The 21,709-nt window shown below is 64.1% G+C and carries 13 protein-coding genes, 1 tRNA gene and 1 riboswitch; of the genes, 6 read left to right on the plus strand and 8 right to left on the minus strand.

Annotation, left to right across the window (positions count from 1 at the left end):
• Positions 1 to 16: 16 nt before the first annotated feature.
• A complete protein-coding gene (recG, locus tag CFE35_RS10140; RefSeq protein WP_292930479.1) occupies positions 17 to 2,086 on the minus strand; it encodes an ATP-dependent DNA helicase RecG in 2,070 nt (689 codons plus the stop codon).
• A gap of 142 nt (positions 2,087 to 2,228) precedes the next feature.
• Here recG and CFE35_RS10145 point away from each other — a divergent pair, with 142 nt between their 5' ends.
• The 3 genes from CFE35_RS10145 to mfd all read left to right on the plus strand — a co-directional run bounded on the left by CFE35_RS10145 (position 2,229) and on the right by mfd (position 6,487).
• On the plus strand, positions 2,229 to 2,630 hold the full coding sequence (locus CFE35_RS10145; protein WP_292930480.1) for a host attachment protein: 402 nt from the start codon (positions 2,229 to 2,231) through the stop codon (positions 2,628 to 2,630).
• A 69-nt stretch (positions 2,631 to 2,699) separates the two neighbouring features.
• Entirely contained in the window at positions 2,700 to 2,981 is a 282-nt protein-coding gene (locus CFE35_RS10150) for a succinate dehydrogenase assembly factor 2 (protein ID WP_292930481.1), read from the plus strand.
• A gap of 8 nt (positions 2,982 to 2,989) precedes the next feature.
• Positions 2,990 to 6,487: a transcription-repair coupling factor gene (gene mfd, locus CFE35_RS10155; RefSeq protein ID WP_292930482.1), complete on the plus strand. Its 3,498-nt coding sequence runs from the start codon at positions 2,990 to 2,992 to the stop codon at positions 6,485 to 6,487.
• Between the two features lie 236 nt (positions 6,488 to 6,723).
• On the opposite strand, the gene CFE35_RS10160 is transcribed toward mfd, so the two are convergent.
• Positions 6,724 to 7,848 carry a surface-adhesin E family protein gene (locus CFE35_RS10160; RefSeq protein WP_292930483.1) on the minus strand — a complete coding sequence of 375 codons (1,125 nt, stop codon included), beginning with the start codon at positions 7,846 to 7,848 and terminating at the stop codon, positions 6,724 to 6,726.
• Between the two features lie 113 nt (positions 7,849 to 7,961).
• The gene (locus CFE35_RS10165; protein ID WP_292930484.1) at positions 7,962 to 8,348 is read right to left on the minus strand and encodes a RidA family protein; all 387 of its coding nucleotides are present in this window, start codon (positions 8,346 to 8,348) and stop codon (positions 7,962 to 7,964) included.
• A gap of 226 nt (positions 8,349 to 8,574) precedes the next feature.
• On the opposite strand from CFE35_RS10165, the gene CFE35_RS10170 reads away from it, so the two are divergent.
• Positions 8,575 to 9,714 carry a patatin-like phospholipase family protein gene (locus tag CFE35_RS10170; RefSeq protein ID WP_292930485.1) on the plus strand — a complete coding sequence of 380 codons (1,140 nt, stop codon included), beginning with the start codon at positions 8,575 to 8,577 and terminating at the stop codon, positions 9,712 to 9,714.
• A 4-nt stretch (positions 9,715 to 9,718) separates the two neighbouring features.
• Here the strand turns inward: CFE35_RS10170 and CFE35_RS10175 are convergent, their stop codons facing one another.
• Entirely contained in the window at positions 9,719 to 10,996 is a 1,278-nt protein-coding gene (locus tag CFE35_RS10175) for a bifunctional diguanylate cyclase/phosphodiesterase (protein ID WP_292930486.1), read from the minus strand.
• 160 nt (positions 10,997 to 11,156) lie between these two features.
• Here CFE35_RS10175 and CFE35_RS10180 point away from each other — a divergent pair, with 160 nt between their 5' ends.
• A complete protein-coding gene (locus tag CFE35_RS10180) occupies positions 11,157 to 11,936 on the plus strand; it encodes an NAD kinase (protein WP_292930487.1) in 780 nt (259 codons plus the stop codon).
• A 101-nt stretch (positions 11,937 to 12,037) separates the two neighbouring features.
• Positions 12,038 to 12,112, plus strand: a tRNA-Asn gene (locus CFE35_RS10185).
• 352 nt (positions 12,113 to 12,464) lie between these two features.
• Here CFE35_RS10185 and CFE35_RS10190 read toward each other — a convergent pair.
• The 4 genes from CFE35_RS10190 to CFE35_RS10205 all read right to left on the minus strand — a co-directional run bounded on the left by CFE35_RS10190 (position 12,465) and on the right by CFE35_RS10205 (position 21,702).
• A complete protein-coding gene (locus CFE35_RS10190; RefSeq protein ID WP_292930488.1) occupies positions 12,465 to 15,740 on the minus strand; it encodes a cadherin domain-containing protein in 3,276 nt (1,091 codons plus the stop codon).
• A gap of 705 nt (positions 15,741 to 16,445) precedes the next feature.
• Positions 16,446 to 16,769 (minus strand): PilZ domain-containing protein, encoded by a 324-nt coding sequence (locus CFE35_RS10195; RefSeq protein ID WP_292930489.1) that lies wholly within the window; start codon positions 16,767 to 16,769, stop codon positions 16,446 to 16,448.
• Positions 16,770 to 16,896: 127 nt separating this feature from the next.
• Positions 16,897 to 18,162, minus strand: coding sequence for a D-amino acid dehydrogenase (locus CFE35_RS10200; RefSeq protein ID WP_292930490.1), 1,266 nt, complete (start codon positions 18,160 to 18,162; stop codon positions 16,897 to 16,899).
• A 215-nt stretch (positions 18,163 to 18,377) separates the two neighbouring features.
• Positions 18,378 to 18,468: riboswitch (glycine riboswitch) on the minus strand.
• Between the two features lie 165 nt (positions 18,469 to 18,633).
• Positions 18,634 to 21,702, minus strand: coding sequence for a CHAT domain-containing protein (locus CFE35_RS10205; protein WP_292930491.1), 3,069 nt, complete (start codon positions 21,700 to 21,702; stop codon positions 18,634 to 18,636).
• Between the last annotated feature and the right edge of the window lie 7 nt (positions 21,703 to 21,709).

The raw sequence follows: 21,709 nt of genomic DNA on the forward strand, positions 1-21,709 counted from the left end.
CTTGTCCTTTCAGACCCTAACCGCCGCGCAGCAGCTGCACGCCCCAATCGCGCTCGAACAGATAGAGCAACGCGCGCGCCGCCTCGCCCCTCGGGGAGGAAAGCCCGCCGTCGCGCTCCATCAGCAGCCGCGCGTCGTCATGCGCGAGCGGGAGCAGCCGGGCAATCTGTTCGAAGTCGGCTACCCGAAAGGGCGTATCGCCCGATTGCCGGGTGCCCAGCAGTTCGCCTCCGCCGCGCAGGCGCAAATCCTCCTCCGCCAGCCGAAACCCGTCCTGCGTCTCACGCATCAAGGCCAGTCGCTCGCGCCCCACTTCCGAAAGCGCCTCTCCGCGCAGCAGCAGGCAGGTGGACCGCGCCGATCCGCGCCCGACCCGCCCGCGCAGCTGGTGCAATTGCGCCAGGCCAAACCGCTCGGCCTGCTCGATCACCATCAGGCTCGCGGCGGGCACATCCACGCCCACCTCGATCACCGTGGTGGCCACCAGCAGCTTGGCCTCGCCGCGCACAAAGCGCTCCATCGCGGCGTCCTTGGCCTCGGGGCGCAGCTGCCCGTGCACCAGCACCACATCCTCGCCGAACCGCTGCTGCATCTCGGCAAACCGCGCTTCGGCTGCCGCAAGATCGGCGTTCTCGTTCTCGCGCACCATCGGGCACACCCAATAAGCCTGCGCGCCGGTCGCCAGATGCCGCGCGAGCCCCTCCACCACTTCGGGCAGCCGCTCCACCGCCACCACCCGCGTATCGATCGGCTGCCGGCCCGGCGGCATCTCGTCGAGCTTGGACACTTCCATCTCGCCATATTGCGCCAGCGTCAGCGTGCGCGGGATCGGCGTTGCGGTCATCGCCAGGCAATGCGGCGTCGCCTTGCCCTTCTGCGTCAGCATCAAGCGCTGGCCGACGCCGAAGCGGTGCTGCTCGTCGATCACCACCAGCGCGAGATTGCGATAGGTCACGCTCTCCTGAAAGATCGCGTGCGTCCCCACCACAATGTCGATGCTGCCATCGAGCAAGCCCATCAGGATCGCCTCGCGCGCCTTGCTTCCGCCGCGCTGCGAACTCTTGCCGGTCAGCAGTGCAATCTGCACCCCCGTGCCCGCCGCCATGCGTGTCAGCGTCTCGGCATGTTGCCGCGCCAAGATTTCGGTCGGCGCAAGCAGCGCCGCCTGTGCGCCAGCTTCCACCGCGATCAGCATCGCGTAGAGCGCCACTGCCGTCTTGCCCGAACCCACATCGCCCTGCAGCAGCCGCAGCATCGGCGCGTCCTGCGCCACATCGCTCTCGATCTCCGCCACAGAGCGCGCCTGCGCCCCCGTCAGCGCAAACGGCAGGCGCAGCTTTTCGCGCAAGCGTCCACCGCCCCGCAGCGGCACCGTCCGCCGCGTCCGGTTGCTCGCCTTCACCAGCAGCAGCGCCAGCGAATTGGCGAGAAGTTCGTCATAGGCAAGCCGGTCCCGCGCGGCTGCATCGGCGCCCTTGTGTGCCCGCAGCAGGGCCTCGCGCCATGCGGGCCAGCCTGATTGCGCCAGCAGCCCCGGCTCGATCCATTCGGGAAGCTCAGGCACCATGCCCATGGCCTGCGCCGTCAGCCCGGCGATCCGCGCCTGCGTCAACCCCTCGGTCGCCGGATAGACCGGCTCGTTGAGCGAACCCGCCAGCGCGCTGCTGTCTTCGGCAATATGCTCCGGGTGCACGATCTGCCAGGACTGGCCATACTGGTCGAGCCGCCCGGCCACCCAGCGCTTCTCCCCCACCGGCAGCAGTTTCTTCGCGGTATAGCTCGCCCGCCCGAACCACACGAGCGCGACATAATTGCCCAGCGCATCCTCGGCCATGATCCGGTACGGCCCGCGTCCGGTGCTGGACCGATGCTCGCGCGCCGTCAGCGCAATCACGATGTTCTCGCCCACCGCCGCTTCATCAAGATTGCCAACCGCGCGCCGCGCCACGAACCGGTCCGGCAGGTGGTAAACCAGATCGCGCACCCGCGTGAGGCCGAGCTTGCCCAAAGGCCGCGCCAGCCCCGGGCCGACACCCTTCAGGCCCTCGGTTTCGGCAAACAGCGGATTGAGCAGATCGGGACGCATTGCGCTTGTTCATAGTCACGCCCGCCGCGAAGCGCCACACCTCGACCAATTTGATCCAGCGCATGGATACGGGTCTTGTTTGAGCCCATCACGGCTTCTCGATCGTTCAGACTGAACCTTAACAACGCAGGATGCCACGCAAATGCTTATCCCTCACGGAACCCTCGTCGCCATTGCCGATGGCACGCATTTCACCCTCCTGCGCAACAGCGGCAATGATGCCGAGCCTGTCCTCGAAGCTCAGGCCATGCCCGTGCTTGATCTCCACGGCCACGCCTCAAGCGGCCAGCATGGCCACATGAGCGGCCACGATCCGGCCAGTCATGTGATCGAGGCGCAACACAGTGCCGCCGTCGTCCGCTGGCTCAATGCCGAAGTGCTCGCGCACCGCGTTCAGGACCTCGTGATCATCGCCTCGCCGCGCACCCTTGGCGAATTGCGCCCGCACTATCATGGTCAGCTGAAGGCTGTCCTGCGGCGCGAAGTGGCCAAGGAAATGGTGGGCCGCACCGGCACCGAAGTGCTGGCCGCGCTCCGGGCCTGATAACGCCGCCCTTTGGGGCTTCCGGCTTGGCGCTTGCCCCGCACGCCCGCTCCGGCGTATCGGGCCACCATGACCGCACCCGACTCCCCGCTCAGCCCCCGCCTCGCGCGGATGAAGTTCCGCGCCTGGCATCGCGGCACGCGTGAGGCGGACTACATGATGGGCTGCTTCTTCGATGTCCGGCACAAGGGCTGGGACGAGGCCGCGCGCGATTGGTTCGAACGCCTGCTCGAAGAAGACGACGTGGATATCATGGCCTGGGCGCTCGGTACCCAGGCCGTTCCGCCCGCGTTCGAAGGCGCTGAAATGGACGCCATGCGCCGCCTCGACTACGTCGATATCCCGCGCTGAGCATCCGCGTGCCTGATCCGTCCCGCATTCTTGCCGCCACCACGCCGCTCACGCTCGCCAGCATCGCGCGCGGCGCGCAGCCGCTCGTCCTCGCCGATCTCGCGCGCGCCGCCGCTTCGGCCAAAGCCCCCAAGCGCACGATCTTCATCGCCGCAGACGATGCCGCCATGCGCGCCGTCACCCAAAGCGCCGCCTTCTTCGCGCCCGAACTCGACGTCACCGAATACCCTGCGTGGGATTGCCTGCCGTTTGACCGCGCCTCCCCCGCGATGGCGGTCAGCGCCCGCCGCCTCGCCGCGCTTCATGCGCTGCAGGAACAGCAGGAGGGGCCGCAGCTCCTCGTCACCACGATCAACGCCGTTCTTCAGCGCACGCTCACCCCGTTCCGCATCCGCGAATCCGTCCGCGCGCTTCGGGTCGGTCAGGAAATCGCGCGCGATGCGCTGATCGCGCTCGTCCAGCGCCAGGGCTACACCCGCGTCGATACCGTGGTGGACGCGGGCGAATATGCGGTGCGCGGCTCCGTCTTCGATCTGTGGCCCAGCGGCCTCAGCCACGGCCTGCGCCTCGATTTCTTCGGTGACGAGATCGAGACGATGCGCCTGTTCGATCCGGGCACCCAGCGCTCGGTCCAGCCCGTCCAGTCGCACTTGCTGCTCCCCGCCAGCGAAGCCTTGCTCGACGAGGACTCGATCCGCCGCTTCCGCACGCGTTACCGCGAACAGTTCGGCGCCAACGCCACCAGCGATCCGCTTTACCAGGCCGTCACCGATGGCCGCCGCCTTGCGGGCATGGAGCACTGGCTCCCGCTCCTCGAAGACCGCCTCGTGACCCTGTTCGATCACCTCGCGGACGGCGATCTCGTCCTCCTCGACGCCGCCGCCGCCAAGGCCGCCGAGGAGCGCCTCGCCGACATTGCCGACTACCGGCAGGCCCGCGCCGAAAGCAGCCAGCGCGCGGGCAGCACTACCTACCGCCCGCTCAATGAGGCCGCGCTCTACCTCAGCCGCGACGAGTTCGACCGTGCCCTTGCCGGCTGGCCCATCCACCGCATGAGCCAGTTCGCGGAGCCGGAATCCCCCCGCGTTCTCGATTTCGGCTTCGGCCCCCCGCGCGATTTCGCGCCCGAGCGCGCATCCGGCGCCAACATCTACGAAGCCGCCGCCAAGCACCTCGCAGCCCTCGCCACGCGCGGCCGCAAGGCCGTCGTTGCCGCCTACTCCGCCGGCTCCCGCTCGCGCCTCGCCTCGTTGCTGGGCGATGCTGGCAAAGCGCCGCCCGTGCTCGCCGAAACCTGGCAGGAAGCCCTCGGTGCCGCCGCCACCGGCAAGCCCGCCACCGTCGTCTTGCCCCTCGAACAAGGCTTCTCCAGCGGCGACGTCGATGTCCTCACCGAACAGGACATCCTCGGTGATCGCCTCGTGCGCCCCAAGCGCAAGCGCAAGGACGCCGACGCCTTCCTCGCCGAACTTGCGGCGCTCGGCACCGGCGATCTCGTCGTTCACATGGAGCACGGCATCGGCCGCTACATCGGCCTCGTACCGGTCGACGTCGGCGACAGCCCGCATGATTGCGTCCAGCTCGAATACCACGGCGGCGACAAGCTCTACATCCCGGTCGAAAACCTCGACGTCCTCTCCCGCTATGGCAGCGACAGCGAGGGCGTCCAGCTCGACCGGCTCGGCGGTGAGGCATGGCAGCGCCGCAAGGCGAAGATGCGCGAGCGCATCCTCGAGATCGCCGGTCAGCTGATGCAGACAGCGGCCCTGCGCGCCTTGCGCGAGGCCGATACCATCGCGCCCGATCCCGCCAGCTACGGCCCCTTCGTCGACCGCTTCCCCTGGGCCGAGACCGACGATCAGGAACGCGCCATCGAGGACGTCCTCGCCGATATGGCCTCTGGCAAGCCGATGGACCGGCTCGTGTGCGGCGATGTCGGCTTCGGCAAGACCGAGGTTGCACTGCGCGCCGCGTTCGTGGCGGCGATGGCGGGCAAGCAAGTCGCGATCATCGCCCCCACCACACTGCTGGCGCGCCAGCACTACACCGCCTTCGTCGAGCGTTTCTCCGGCTTCCCCCTCGAAGTCGGCCGCCTCTCGCGCCTCGTGCCCGCCAAGGAAGCCGCCGCCACCAAGGAAGGCCTCTCCGCAGGGACCATCGACGTCGTTATCGGCACCCACGCGCTCCTCTCCAAAGCCCTAGAATTCAAGCGCCTCGGCCTCGTCATCGTCGATGAGGAACAGCGCTTCGGCGTCACCCACAAGGAGCGCCTCAAGGAGCTCAAGGCCGACGTCCACGTCCTCACCCTCACCGCCACGCCGATCCCGCGCACGCTGCAGATGGCGATGTCGGGCCTGCGCGAACTCTCCACGATCCAAACCCCGCCGGTCGACCGCCTCGCCGTGCGCACTTATGTCATGCCGTGGGACGACGTCACCATGCGCGAGGCGCTGATGCGCGAACACCAGCGCGGCGGGCAGAGCTTCATCGTCGTGCCCCGCATCGCCGACATGCCCGATCTGGAGGAATGGCTGCGCCTCAACGTGCCGGAAATCCGCGCCGTCTCCGCACACGGCCAGATGAGCCCCACCGAAGTCGAAGACCGCATGGGCGCGTTCTATGAAAAGCGCTACGAAGTGCTCCTCTCCACCACCATCGTGGAGAGCGGCCTCGATATCCCCAGCGCCAACACCATCGTGCTCCACCGCGCAGACCGCTTCGGCCTAGCCCAGCTCTACCAGCTGCGCGGCCGCGTCGGGCGCGGCAAGCTGCGCGCCTATGCCTACCTGACGTACCCCGAAAATCAGGCCCTCAGCGAAATCGCCGAAAAGCGCCTCAAGGTGCTGAGCGATCTCGACAGCCTCGGCGCGGGCTTCCAGCTCGCCAGCCACGATCTCGATATCCGCGGCGCAGGCAACCTGCTGGGCGACGAGCAATCCGGCCATGTCCGCGAAGTGGGCTTCGAGCTCTACCAGTCGATGCTCGAAGACGCGATCGTCGCCGCCAAGGCCGGCGAAATCGGCCTCGCGCGCGAACGCAACACGCTCAGCCCCCAGATCACCGTCGATGCCCCGATCATGATCCCGGAAGACTACGTCCCCGATCTCGCCGTCCGCATGGCACTCTACCGCCGCATGAACGACGCCGAAGGCGCAGACGCCGTCGAAGCCCTCGCCGCCGAAATGATCGACCGCTTCGGCCCCCTGCCCGGCCCGACGCAGAACCTCCTCAAGCTCATCGAAATCAAACGCCAGGCCATCGCCGCCCACATCGCCAAGATCGACGTCGGCGCGAAGGGCACGCTCGTGTCGTTCCACAACGACAGCTTCCCCGAACCCGCCGGCCTCTTCGCCTATATCGACCGCCTGAAAGGCACAGCCAAACTGCGGCCGGACAACAAGCTGGTGATCAACCGGGCTTGGGGCTCGCCCGAGGCGCGGCTGAATGGACTGGTGCAGCTTACGAAGGGGCTGAGTGCGGTGGCGAAGCGCGGGAAGCGCACCTGACCGTCAAAAAGCCCCTCCTCTTCAGAGGTGGGAGGTGGTGCCCCCGCCCAAGCTGACGCATAAAGAAAGCAGCCTCCGGCGGGCAAGGGCCACAGCCCTTGCATCCCGGGATTTACAGAGTTTAGGGATTGTTGCACTTTTCACCGTAACTATCTTGTCACCGTAACCGTGCTATCAACTTAACCGTGATGGATTAGTCGCACCGTTGCCTGACAGCCCCGCCAGCAGCAAGATCGTTAGCAAACGGTTTCCCACAAGACCTCGTCCATCCTTCCGGGGATGACGCGTTCCTTAACATCGTCAAAATATTCTCTTTTTATAATCTTTCCACTAGCATCGATTTTCGAAATTTCGAGTATTGATAACTCGCGGGTATTACAGTAAACCTTATAAAAAATAAGATCCTCTCTGTGCTTTAATTTTTTATTATATTTATGGTTTTCTTTTACCCAAACCTCAGTCACGGAATTTTTCCGCCTTATAGAATCAGAATTAATGTAATAAAAAGTAAAATCATCGGATTTAAATGATCCACTGGTTCCATAAACCAGCCAACCATCTTCTTTTTTGATCTGGCTGTCTATAAATTCCTTTAGCTCTGCCTTGGCATTTTCCGGTTCTTCAAGATTACGTCGAAGGACAAAGCCGCGGTACCTAAAAGTATAGGTTACATACCTAGCACCAGCAATTTCAAGCTCCTTTGAATCGATGATTTCAACATCAGTATTTTGGGGCGATCTTGTGGAAAGTGGCGACGGAAAAGGAATTGAGGGAACCGGAGATGCGGGAGAAATCTGCATGGAGGGCGGCTGCAGTGGCAGCTCGAAATCAATTCCCGAGACGTCTTTGTTCGCCGCCTCTAGCCACAAGACCTTGTCGGGCGGGGCTGCGGTGGCGAAGACTATGGCCTTTGATGGGAGCCCAAGTAAGGTCATGTAATTACCGATTAGCGCATTCGCTGCACCGGATTCTTTCAAAAGCCCGTCGTTGTCTCGGTAAGCCGCATGAAACCCAACTCGCCCACCAAGATACCTGGCGCGCCCCCCAAGCCAAATCACAGCGCATGCGGACACACACGTGTCATTCTGCAAGACAACGGTTGAATAGCCTGCAATTCGGATAATGCGTCCGATTTCCAAGGCTGGGACTAAAGCCCCCCCGGAACTTTGAAGCTGAACAACCGCCTTCGGGTGCTGCAAGGAGAGGGCGCGAAACCGCTCCTCATCTTCAGATTTGATCTCCCCTGTAATCCGTATAACAACCTGACCAGATTGGTTTTTTTTCGCAGAAATTTCAGCAGATTGCACCATCGTCGAACTGCAAAGCAATGCGAGAAGGTAAAGTGCTTTGTGGGTTCCCATAAGTCCTGCTGATAACAAAAAATGCCCTAGATATCAAAATATTTGCCGGTCTCGTTTCCGGTGACCGTTTCGGATTACGTAGCAACTTTACTAAATCCCCAAATCCCAACACTTCACCCCACCACCGCAATCACATCGATCTCCACCATCAGCTCTGGCAGCGCGAGGCTCTTGACCTCGACGATCGTGTCCGCCGGCCAGGGCGGCGTGAAATACTTGCGCCGCGCTTCCACGATGGCGGGGAAGTTGCCCATGTCGGTCAGGTAGATCGTCACTTTCACGATCCGGCTGCGGTCGCTCCCGCCCGCCGCCAGCACGGCGTCAATATTGGCGAAAGTCTGCGCGAGTTGCGCCTCAAAATCGCCCACGCCGATAATCGCGCCCTCCGGGCTGATCGCGGCCTGGCCAGAGAGGAACAGCAGGTTCCCCACCTGCCACCCCGGCGAAATCGCGTACGGGGCCAGCGGATCGGGCTCCATGCTGATTACTTTGACGGTCATGCGCGTGTTCTCCCCAAGGGCGCCAAGGCTAAGCGGTCAGCACGCCGCGCGCAAGAACGCCTCTGCGCCATGCGATTGCGTGCGCCGATCCTGCTGCCTTGTGCTAAGGGCAGGCTTGTTCTCGCCGTCCGCGATGGTCAGGATACACGCCTCGCAAGCGCGCATGAAGCGCCGCGGCAGGCTGCGGGCATGGATTCCCGCCGGGTTCGCGAAAAGGAACACAGGTTTGGGCGGATTATTCAGGGCGGCGCTCCTTGCGGCCAGTCTCACGCTGGCGGGCTGCGCCACGATCAACCGCGAACCTTTCAACGAACGCCAGCAGGCCGAAGCCGCGATCCCCGGAATGCCGCAGGCGCGCTTCTGGGCCGATGCGCCGGGGGCCGCGCGGCTGATGGCCCCGGCGTTCAGCGGTGCGGATGGCGAACGCTCGCTGCTCGCGCTTTCGGGCGGATCGGACAACGGGGCCTATGGCGCGGGGCTGCTGGGCGGCTGGACCAAGGCCGGAACGCGGCCCGAATTCGCCGTGGTCACCGGCGTCAGCACCGGCGCGCTGATCGCGCCTTTCGCGTTTCTGGGGCCGGATCAGGATGCCGCGCTCGAAAAGGTGTTCACCGGCACTTCGGCGAAGGACATCTACAAGAACCGCTTTCCCCTCGTCATCCCGTTTTCCCCCAGCATCGCCAGCACCAAACCGCTGGCACGGCTGATCGGCACGGCGCTCACCGATGCGCTGATCGATCGGATCGCGGCAGAGCACGCGCGCGGGCGGCGGCTGTTCGTGGGCACCGCCAATCTCGATGCGCAGCGCATGGTCATCTGGAACATGGGCGCGATTGCCGCCAGCAAGGCGCCGGGCCGCTACGCACTGTTCCGGCAGGTGCTGCTCGCCTCCTCCGCCATCCCCGCCTTCTTCCCCCCGGTGATGATCCGAGCCGAAGCGGGCGGCCGGGTGATCAGCGAAATGCATGTCGATGGCGGCACCACCGCGCAGATCCTCACCCTGCCGGACGAGGCCATCGTCGCAGGCGCGGTCCCCGCCGCCGCGCGCCCGATGCACATCTACATGATCGTGAACAACAAGCTGAACGGCGAATTCAAGCTGGTGAAGCCGCGTACCGTGCCCATCGCCAGCCAGGCCATCTCGCTCAACATGCGCCGCTCGATGGCGAGCACAGTGGGCCTGAGCTACCTTTATGCCAAGGCCCACGGCATCGATTTCAACCTCAGCTTCATCGACAAGGCCTACCCCGCGAACGACAAGAACCTGTTCGACACCGCGTTCATGCAAGCGCTCTTCGCCTATGGCCGCAAGCTGGGCGAAACCGGCACGTTCTGGGCCAAGCGCCCGCCCGATGAGGACGAGTAGGGACCTAGATCGAGGCCGCCGCCAGCACGCCGAACTCCTCGGCCGAGATCGGTCCGGAACGCAGGAAGCCCTGAAACAGATCGCAGCCCTCGCCCTGCAGGATTGCCAGCTGCCCCGCCGTCTCCACGCCTTCGGCAATGACCCTGAGGCCCAGCGCCCGCGACATCGCGACCATCGCCGAAACAATCGCCCGGTCGCGCGGATCGTGCTCGATATCGCAGACCAGCGAGCGGTCGAGCTTCAGCGCATCGAGCGGCAGCGCCTTCAGCGCGCGGAAATTGGAAAAGCCGGTGCCGAAATCGTCGAGCGCCACTTTGACGCCGATGCCTTCCAGTTCGCGCAGCGCGGCGGCGCAGGCTTCGAAATCGGCGATCAGCGTCTGCTCGGTGATCTCGATCATCAGATGCTCGGCCGGAAAGCCGCTCTCCGCGATCTCGGCGCGCAGCGTGGCGGCAAAATCGCCCACCGCGAAATCCTCCGCCGTCACGTTGAGCGAAAGCTTTAACGCGGCCGCGCCTTGCGGCCAGGCCGCTGCCATAGCGAGCGCGTGGCGGCCGATATGGCGCGAAAGCTGCGCCACATGATCGCCCCGGTCCGCCACCGCAAACAGCGTTTCGGCACTGATCCGCCCGAACGCCGGATGCTCCCAGCGCGCCAGCGCCTCCGCCCCCGCCAGCGCGCCCGTCGCCACGTTGAACTGCGGCTGGAACAGCACCGTGATCTCGTCCCGGTGCAGCGCGCCGAGCAGATCGCCCTCAAGGCTGGCAGCGCTGCGCCCGCGCGCGGGGTGGCTGCCATCGGCCCACAGCACGCGCCGACCGCGCCGCCGCTGCAGATCACCCGAAACCTGATCGAGCCGGTCCAGCAACTGCGCGCCGGTTTCCCCCGACTGACCGCGCAGCAGCGCCATGCGCGGAGCAAGGCTCAGCCGCTCGCCATCGACCACCAGCGGGCGCGCAATGGCCCGCCCGAGCGCCTCAGCCAGCCATTGCCACCGTTCCCGGCTGAGCGCCGCGTGACTGGCGACGAGAAACGCCCCGCCGCCCGCGCGCGCAATCATGGCGTGCGGGCCAAGCTCGTCCGCCACGAAATCGCGCAGCCGCCGGGCGATCTCCACCAGCACCCGGTCTCCGCCTGCCATGCCATAGGCGAGATTGACCGCAGGAAGCCGCTGCAGGCTTACCAGCATGGCCTGGACAAAGCCCGTTTCGCTCGATCCATCGAGCCATTGCGCCGCACTGCCAAGCCCGGGGAGGCCCGTCAGCACGTCGCGGTCAGGCATGGGAGGGGGCGCGATAACAGTCATCGCCGACCGCCTTATGCGATTGCTCCGGCGAAATCATCACTGCTGTGCCGTTTTGCATTGCACCAGATTGGGTCGCTCCATATCAGTTGCGCGCCGGACGCTGATCGCAGCGCTAGCGCGAGGAGAGCTGTAGACCATGCCCGCCCTACCCCGGCTCGCGCTGCTGGCATCGCCGACCGACCGTGCGCAGGAAGCCGAAGCCGCACTCGTCGCATCGCACGATTGGGTGCCGCTGGAAGAAGCGGAGATCGTCGTCGTGCTCGGCGGCGATGGGTTCATGCTGCAAACCCTGCACCACATGCTCGATACCGGGCGCGTGCTTCCCGCCTACGGGCTCAATCTCGGCACCGTCGGCTTCCTGATGAACCGCTACAAGGCCACGCGCCCCATCGTCGAACGCGTTGCCAAGGCGCGCGGGGTCGCGGTGGCGCCGCTCTTGATGGAAGCGGTGACCCAGACGGGCGAGCAGCATTCGTCGTGGGCGATCAACGAAGTCTCGCTGCTGCGCGAAACCCGCCAGACCGCGAAGCTCGAAGTCTCGGTCAACGGCAAAGTGCGCATGGCAGAACTATCGTGCGACGGCGTGCTGGTGGCGACGCCTGCGGGTTCGACCGCCTACAACCTCTCCGCCAACGGACCGATCCTGCCGATGGGCAGCGCAATGCTCGCGCTCACGCCGATCAGTCCGTTTCGCCCGCGGCGCTGGCGCGGCGCGATCCTGCCGGAAAGCTGCGAAATCCGCTTCCGTTCGCTCGAAGCGAAGAAACGCCCGGTCTCGGTAGTGGCAGACCAGAAGGAAGTGCGCGACATCAGCGAAGTGCGCGTGAGCGCCGCGCGCGAGCACCAGCTGACGCTCCTGTTCGACAAGGGCAAGAGCCTCGACGAGCGAATTTTCGCCGAGCAATTCCTGGTATGACTGCTGTGCTGATTTTTGAGCCCATTTTTGGTCAATCAGGCGCTTGCCAAAACCGAAACGCCTGCTATTAGCGCGCTCCTGCCCCGGGAAACCGGGCCCGGTCCCTGATAGCTCAGCGGTAGAGCTCTCGACTGTTAATCGAGTGGTCGTAGGTTCGAATCCTACTCAGGGAGCCACACCTCACCGAAATTAAGGCGCTTTAACAATAGCTCCCAGAACGTCGGTTTTGCGGACCATCATTCGCTCGCACAGTTGGTCAGCAAGAAAATCCCACATCGCGATCAGCGAGGAACTGGCAATCGCGCAGCAGGGCGTCGAAAATCGACAAGCCGCCCGGTAATTCGCTCTCCACCGTCCCATGCGGGCCCCCGTCCGCGATCGCTTCTAGCTTTGCTGCAAGCGCCGACGCAGTGGATATCGGCTTAGCAAACGTGGCATCGAGCAGGTCGCGGCCTGCACGCGAAGCACCGTGCCATCTGGCTCGTCGCCTTTATAGCCACCACGGCGACCCGCATCGCCTTCAGGGCATCATGCGATAATATCGAAATCGCTGTAAACCAGCGCAGGGTGATTGGTAGCACCGACAATGGCGATCTGGATTGCAGCCGAGCCGCCCAGGCCGTCGGCGTCGTAGTAGAGCTTACCCGAACTTGTATCGTAAATCACTCGGTCCGATGCATCGTGGCCCGCCATAGCACCGGCAGCTGCGTAAAATTCATCTGATGTCAGTTCGCCCAACTGGGGGAAGCTTGCAAACTTCCCCTCGCTGAACTGGATCCGGTCGTTATCACCACGGTTGAAGTCTTGGATTCTGCCAACGTTGCCTGCGCCCGGCGCTGTGTCGAACACGAAGCAGTCCTGACCCGCGCCACCGCTCAGCCAGTTCATTCCCTGCCCGCCCAGCAGGGTGTCATTGCCGCTCCCCCCATTCAACATGTCGTTGCCGTCACCGCCATACAGCGTGTCGTTGCCAGCCCCGCCGCTCAGCGTGTCGTTGCCAGCCAGGCCCATCAGCATGTTGTCTGCGGCATTGCCGTAAAGCAGGTTGTCCCCGCCGTTACCGGTCCCGTCGATCGCGGCCGACCCGATCAGCACCAGCTTCTCGACATTGTCGGAGAGCGTGAACGTAACGGTTGACCAGACGCGGTCTGTGCCTTCGCCTGCATCTTCAGCCACCGTGTCATTGGCGGAATCTACGACGTAAGTATCATCGCCCAGCCCACCCAGAAGGGTGTCATTGCCGCTCCCCCCATTCAACATGTCGTTGCCGTCACCGCCATACAGCGTGTCGTTGCCTTGCTCTCCGAAGATTTTGTCATCTCCGTCGAGGCCACTCATCGCGTCTGCACCAGCGGTTCCGCGGAGTGAATTGGCACCAACGTCACCGAGGCACGCCACTTGCGACGAAACAATCTCCTTGGTGCCAAACAGGTCAGTATATGAGACCACATCGCGGACTAGCGATCCTTCCGGGATCAGCAAGGTGCTCATGGTCGCCTCAGAGCCCACTTGAACGTCGATCCAGGAATCGCCGCCATCAGCGGAAGTCTGCCAGTGGTGGACAAACGTCAGCGTTCCCGCGACATCCGGATCTCTCAGATCGACACTGGCGCTGATGATACCACACTGTGTGCCGGAGGCAGAGGCAGTTTGCGCGACACATAGCGCAAATGTCCCTTCGGCGGCCTCATCGGTATTGATTACCGAAACCGCGAGCGTCTGGTTTTCGCTCAACCTGCCGTCAGAGGCCTGAACAACAACATCATAGACATTGTCTCCACCCGCATCTGCCGGATTCTCGAAGTCTGGAGCCGCCTTGAAGCTCAAGTCACCCGTATTGGCATCAATCTGGAACAGCGCAGCATCATCTCCGCCTGCGATGCTGAAGGTCAAAACGGTATCCGCATCTGGATCCTGCACCAAGACCGTGGTCACGGCCTCCTGATACTCGGCGACGCTTATGCTCGCGCTGGCTCCTCCGCCGTCGCTGGAAATGATCGGTGCTTCGTTCACATCGGCAACTGTGACCGCAAGCGCCTGGCTTTCGCTCAGCGTGCCGTCAGAAAGCTGCACCACGACATCATAAACGTTATTGGCGTCTGCATCGGCCCGCTGCTCGAAATCTGGAGCCGCGATGAAGCTCAAGGCACCAGTATCGGGGTCTATCTGGAACATTGCAGCATCAGCGCCGCCCACGATGCTGAAGGTCAAAACGGCGCCCTCGTCCGGGTCGTGCCCCGTGACGACGGTCACCGCCGACTGGTTTTCGTCGATGCTGAAGCGCTGAACGGTCTCGCCGCTGGTGATGTCCGGCGCTTCGTTGGCCGGGGTAGCCGTAACCGCGAGTGCCTGTTCACTCGTCAATGTACCATCGGATACTTGGACGACCACGTCATAGTGATTGTCGAATCCGGTATCGCTCGGATTCTCGAAGTCTGGCGCGGCCTTGAAGCACAGCGCCCCGCTGATCACATCGATCTCGAACAGCGCCGCATCGGTACCACCAGTGATGCTGTAAGTGAGCACGGCACCTGCATCGGGATCAGTCGCAGAAACCACGGTCACCGCCGTCTGGTTCTCTGAAATACTGATGCTGGCGGTGGCCCCGCCGCCGTCGCTCGTGATGACCGGTGCGTCATTAACATCGGAGACCGTGACCGCGAAGGTGTAGACCGATGCAAGCGTCCCGTCAGAGACCTGCACTTCGACATCATAGACGTTATCGGCACCTGTATCTGTCGGGTGCTCAAAATCCGGCGCCACCTTGAAGCTCAGCGCACCTGTGCCGGCATCAATCTGAAACAGTCCCGCATCATCTCCACCCGCGATGCTGAAGGTCAGATCGGTGCTCGCGACGGGAGAGTCAGTTGCTACGGTAGCCACAGCCGTCTGGTTCTCGGCCACGCTTACCACCGCATGATTCTGCGCGAACACCTGCGCGCGGATATTCAGGCTATCGTCATCGCTCAGTGCACCACTTGCATCGTACCACGTAACCGCGAAGCCGCCGTTGCTAAGCCCTGCAACGACCGGGGAGTACTGATCGCCCATACTGTCCGCGTTGACCAAAAACTCGCCGCCGACTTTTGCGCCAACCGCATCGAACACCTGTGCCTTGATGCTGGTCCCATCGGCATCGCCCAGCGTGCCGCTGGTATCATTCCACGCCACCACAAAGCCGCCGTTGCTCAGCCCGGTGATGGTGGGGTTGTATTGGTAACCAGCGGTTTCAGTGTTGACCAGAAACTCAATGCCGACTTGCACGCCGCCAGCGTCAAATATCTGTGCCTTGATGCAGACCCCACCAGCATCGCCCAGCGTGCCGCTGGTATCATTCCACGTCACCACTAAGCCGCCGTTGCTCAGCCCGGTGATCGTTGAATTGAACTGGTCGTTGGCGGTTGCGGTGTTCACCAGAAACTCGCTGCCGACCTTCACGCCTTCGGCATCGAACACCTGGGCCTTGATGCTGGTCCCTTCGGCATCGCCCAGCGTGCCGCTGGAGTCATTCCAAGTCACCACGAAGCCGCCGTTGCTCAACCCGGTGATGGTGGGGTTGTATTGGTAACTAGCGGTTTGCGTGTTGACCAGAAACTCACTGCCGACATGCACGCCGCCAGCGTCGAATATCTGTGCCTTGATGCTGGTCCCATCGGCATCGCCCAGCGTGCCGCTGGAGTCTTTCCACGTCACCACGAAGCCGCCACTGCTCAATCCGGCAATAGCGGCGTTGGTCTGATAATTGACAGTTTCAGAGTTCACCAGAATTTCAGATCCCAGTGGGCTCGCAATATACGCTGTCATCAGTTTTCAACTTGAATAGTGTTGGGATTAATCTCCAAGTGGCGTGGAGCCTAAGGCGATCCTTGAAACATATATTGAATCGCTCATTCCAAAGGCACTTACTTACAAATACTGGATTTCTCGGAGACACCTGAGAGGACTGCGGCCACGGCCGAAGCCGGCTTCTCCGATCGGTCCATCGCTGGGCCGGCAGGGCCTATCTTATATCTTATTTTCAAATGCTTAGACTGCCTTCATCGGGGCGCTTGACACCAGGCCTGGCAAGCAAAGAATTAGACCTGCCACTCAAGCATTGTCAGAAGGCACGACGGCAGCGAGGTTCAGAGCCAAGTAAGCATTTTTAATTATACGTTTGACTTAGGCTCCTGGCCAAAAAGGGCCCTTGGCAATTCGCCCGCCTCGATTGCGCCGATGGTTCATTGCCAGCTTCAGCCGTTCGCGCCCCATACCCCGGCTCTCCCGCATCTCGGCAAACTTGCTCGGGGCACAGGTTGAAGAAGGTGAAGCCGACACGGAGCGCCGCTCTTTGATCTGCTGGTGAAGGCAGGCGATGAAGACACCGTTGTCGAACGTCGCCTGCGCTGTGTCCTGCCACTCGAGGAGCCACACCCCCCGGAATTGCAAGCAAGGTCTCGCACCGTTCAGAGCCGCGGACAATTCTTCCCACCGCCAGCCATCACACAGCGAACTGGCGACAGGCGCGTCCTAGTGTACCGAACCGATCCGCCCATCGAGGATGGCATCGAGCACAGCCGGGTGGAGTGGTGCCTCGAAGCGGAGGCCGGCGGTGAAGCCGCTGGTCCAGTCGACCATTGCTGGGCGGGCTTCAAGGCCGGGTAGCGTGATCCACACAAGCATGCCGGGGCGCAGCGTTTCCATCGAATCGATCCGGGCAGACCGGCACGTCAGCTCGCTCAGTGTCACTTTGGCGCGCAGCACCCCGCGGCGGTAGGTTGCCGAAATGAGCGGGCCGCGAGGCGCGGCGCCCCAGGGATTGGCCTCGTTACCTGCAGCTTGCTTGACCAGCATGGCGGTATTCCCTTTTTGGCTGGACCGTGATCGATCCTCAAAGAGAAGAACGGCCCGAAAGCCCTGCCGTTTAGGCAAGCAGGGCTTCCGGGCCGCACATGCGGTATTCTACGTATCGCGGAGCAGGTCAGGCGACTCGCAGTGTGGGCCGAAGTGCGGCTTCACTTTCGAGCGACTGGTCGATCGTGGCCGCCACCATCTGCGCGGTAACGGCGCTGAGCGTCCAGCCCAGATGGCCGTGGCCGGTGTTGTAGAACACCCGCGAACGCTGCCCGGCGCCGACGCGGGGCATCATGTCGGGCAGCATTGGCCTCAGCCCGGCCCAGGGCAGTACTTCCCCCACACCGACGCCGGGAAACAGCTGGCGCACCCAGTTCACCAGCGGCGCGATGCGGTCGGCGCGGATATCGCGGTTCTCGCCGTTGAATTCGGCCGTGCCCGCCACGCGGAAGCGGTCCTTGCCAAGCCGCGAGGTGACGATCTTGGCGTCCTCGTCGAGCAGGCTGACCCACGGCGCAGCGGCCTGACTGGCCTCATCGCGCATCATCACGGTGATCGAGTACCCCTTGACCGGATAGACGTTCACCCGATCGCCGATCATCGCGGCAAGGCGGCGGCTGCCGACCCCGGCGCAGATCACCAGCCCGTCGAAGTGCCCGACATCCTCGATCCGTGCGTCGGTGAGGCTGGCAGTGCGGATGGTGACGCCGCGATCGTGCACCGCGATAGCCTGAACAGCGCGGTCCAGCTGCAGCACTGCGCCCTTGCGCTCGCACGCGGCGGCAAGGCCGCGCGTGAACTTGCAGATGTCGCCGGTCGCATCGGAGGGGGTGAAGTATCCGCCGCAGTAGTCGCCGGTGACAGTTGGGTCGATCTTGCGCATGTCCTCGGGGCTGACCTGAAAGCGGTCCAGTCCGCCCGTGCGCACGAGTTCGTTGGTGCGTGCGGCATCGGCGAAGCTGGCGGCATTGCGGTAGATGTGGAGGATGCCGCGCTTCTCAAGGTCGAAATCGATGCCTTCGCGCTCCGCCAGATCGAACAGGTATTTGCGTGCCTCGATGGCGAGCCGCACCGTTTCCACCGTGTTGGCGTCATGCTTGGGGATCGCCTTCAGAAATTCGGCGATCCAGGAAAACTTGTGCCAGCCAGGGCGCGGATTGAACAGCAGCGGGGCATCGCGCCGCGCCATCCAGCGCAGCCCCTTGAACACGGTGCCGACCGAGTTCCACACTTCGCCATTGCTGGCGGAAAGCTGCCCGCCGTTGGCGAACGAGGTTTCCATGGCCGGCAGGGGCTGGCGATCGATGACAGTGACGTGGTGCCCGCGCTCGAGCAGCGCGTAAGCCGTGGTAATGCCGGTAATGCCGGCGCCAATAACCGCAAAATGCGACATGAGCAGTGCTCCTTGATGAGTGAAATGCGTGGCTCCGGCCCTTGCGGACCAGCGCGGCGTTCATTTCCCCATCTCTGTCGCTTGTGCCTGAGAGCTTGACCGCTTCGGTCTCACGCACGTGTTGCGCGTGACCCTACCATACGGCTTTCTCCGTCGGCGGATGGCTGCTTTCCAAACGCATAACCGTTCGGGGGCGCCATCACTCTCCAGAGTGTCAAGACCACACGGTTCCTGGTGCCTGAGAGTTTCCTGGGGGGTTGCTCCGTCGGCGCCGGATCAAAATCCGGACTCTCCCATGCGGTCATCGAGACAACGGCTTGCGGTGCTCTCCTTCCTGTGGTGGCCAGCGAGGCCGGATTTATTGCGATCAAAGCCATGACTCGCTGTCATGGCCCTATCGCATGCCGTTATTGTGCATCAGCGAAGGCGCGAGGTCCAGCCCTGATCGGATTTATGCGCCGCTGGCCTTTGTCAATGGCGCGGTGCAGCAGTCATCGCAGGCTTGGCCGCATCGCCGACGACCACGAACGCCGCCCAGTAGAATGGGTGCGAGGTCAGCGGATCGTCCATCAGCTTCGCCTCGGCCCCGGCCAGCGCGTCGCCCACCGATTCCCCGGCCTTGCCCGCAACCAGCCCGCTGATCAGCCGCCGCGTTGCATCATACTCATCGGGCACCGGCCAATGGCTGGCGATTACCGCCCGCGCACCCGCGCCGGTGAAGGCGCGCACCAGCCCGTCGAGCGCATAGTTGCCGCCGGTCGTCACCCCCGCCTCGCGGCTCGCGGCAACCGTGGCCATGCCCGCCGTATCGCAGGCGGAAAGGATCACGAGATCGGCATCGAGCTTGAGGTCAAAGATCTCGCGGAAGCTGAGCAGGCCGTCCGAGCCCTTGTCCGCAAAGCTCGTCACCAGCGCCGGGCGCGCCGGGCAATCCTTGCGCGGGGCGGAGACAAGGCCGTGCGTGGCGAAATGCAGCACGCGGTATTGATCGAGTGACGGATCGTCGAGCAGCGCCGCATCGGTAAAGCTGGTTCCCGTCTTCACCACGCTTGCGCCGCCGATGGTCCTCGCCGCAAACATCAGTTCATCGGGCTTTACCGGGCGCTGCCACACGGCCAGCGGCCAATCGCAGCTATCGGCCACGGCTGTGATCGGGCGCTGCTGCGGCACAGCATTGGCGCCAAGCCCGAGATAGGGCCGCTGCGCAGCTGACGGGGCCAAAGCCCTCAGATCAAGAAACGCACGCGGGCTGACCGCGATCGAGATCGCCCGGCCCCGCCCCAGCCACGCGATCCCGGTGAAATCGAAGGCATCGGCATCGATATCGACCGTGCGCGCCTTGTAGGCGGCAATGCCCGCGTCCGCTGTCACCAGCACCGCCGGGGGCAGCTGGAGCATCGCCGCATCGGGTTCGAACACCAGATGGCGCACGCCCGCAAGATCGCCATCGACCGGGCCGAACAGCGCCAGATAGAGCGCACGCGAACGATCGAGATCGAAGGGACGGTTGACCACTTTGCCGTTTTCGATGGTGACGATGCTGTTGCGGATCGCCTGCACCTCACGCGTAAGGTCTGCGCGCGACAGCGGCAGCGCGAACAGCCGCGCCGAACCCGCGCTCGCATAGAGCCCGTAAAGGTCCTGCCCGACAGCGACGAGCTTGTAATAGGCCTCACCGCCCCTCAGCGCCGCCTGCATGTCCGCCAGCGCCACCCGCTTCGGCGCGAGCGCGGTGTAGCGCGGAAAGGCGGAAAGTTGCGCGAGGATCTGGGTCTGTTCACGGCGCAGGCCTGTCAGCACGTCCTGCTGGCTCGCCAGTTCGGCAATTTCGGCTGTGCCGGGATTGGCCAGCGCGCCGAGCCGGGCAACCTCGCCCTCGGCGCGCACGATATCGCGGCTGCGCGCCAGCGAAAGGCGGAACAGCGCCGCAGCCCCATCGTTACCCTCGGCCAATTGGCGCGCAAGGATCGCCTGAGTCTGCGCGACACCGGGCCGCTCAAGCACTTGCGCGGCGGCAAACGCGGCCACCGCTGCACCTTCGCCGCCCTCACCCGCCAGCAAGGCAAAATAAGGCGCGAGCAGATCGCGCAGCGTGGTGCCGCTATCGGGAACTGCAGCGCTCTGCGCGACAACGGCGGCGAACAGCTCGCGGGCAGGCTCCCGCTCTCCTGCGGCCAGCAGGAACCCGGCCTTGCGCGCCTTTGCCGATAGCACGGCAGGCGATGACGGGTACGCCGCATCGAGCGCGGCAATGGCGCGGTCGAACCCGGCCAGCGCCTCGGCTGTCCGTCCAGCAGCCCCGGCAATCTGCGCAAGTTCGATGTCGATTTCCGCGGTCAGCCAGACAATCGAGGCGACTTGCCCGCCGCGCACAAGCGCAAGCCGCTCGCGCGCCTGATTGAACGCGGCAACGGCTTCCTCGGTGCGGCCCGCCATCCGCGCCGCTGTCGCGCCGATGGCCTGAGCCTGCGCATCGAGGATCTCGGCCTTTTCGGCGCGGGTCAGCGCCGGATCGGGCGCGCCCATGCGGCGGGTCGCGGTGTTTTCGCGGTTGATCGCTTCGGCCAGCGGCAGATTGATCACGCCATCGGCAAGCCGCGCGCCATCGAACACCGCGTTGACCGGATCGACCGGCCTTGCCAGCGCGGCCGCTGCGCCATCGGGGCGGCGCTGGTTAAGCTGATCGAGCGCGCGGTAATTGCGCAACAGGCGCTGGGCGAGGCCATCGCCGGTCAGCGCCGCGCTTTCGCTGCTGCCAAACAGGCGCGCGGCGGCCTCGAAATTGCCGAGGTTGGATTGCTGCAGGCCTTCATTGGCAAGGGCTTCGGCCATTTCCGCCTGCTCGCCCTTCTGGCTGCGCGCCTTTTCGGCAAGCACTTCGAAAAACGCAGCAGATTCGGCAAAGCTGCTGCCATTGTTGCGCAAATAGCCCTCACCGCGCACACCGCGCGGATCGAGCAGACCGGCCTGCAGCCGCGCAAACGCGGCGGCGTCGGTCACGTCGGTGGTGGCGACCTTGATCTCGCCCGGCACCGCCCGGTTCAGCACCACGCTGGCCAGCGCCAGGCGCAGCGCCCCATCATAGGCGGCAAGGCCCTCGACCAAATACGTGGTGTCGCCGCGCGTCAGGCCATAGCGCCGATAATCGAGCCCGCCGGTTGGATCTCGGCAGAGCAAGGCCCGCACATCGCCCAACGCGTCGATGGGCGCGCGGCCCACTGGCCCGCAGACCCGCGCCGGCCCGGCAGCGGCAGGCACGCCAGGCAAAGGCGCCGCATCGACCGGCATGACGCGGCGAACCGCGACCAGCGTGCCCACCGGGCCTGCGGCATCGCGGCACGAAAGCGTGTAGGCACGGTCGAACATGCCTTCGAGGCGCGGATCGCGCGGGGCAATTTGCGCCGTGCAGACCACACCCGCCGAACCGAGCCGGAAGTTGCTGCGCACCGAGATCGGCAGCGTGCGCGCCGCAAGATCGGCGGGGACGAACGATCCGGCCAGCATGGCGACCGCTACGAGAAGGGCTGATGCGCACTTCATGGCCACG

The organism is Novosphingobium sp. PASSN1 (assembly GCF_002278815.1).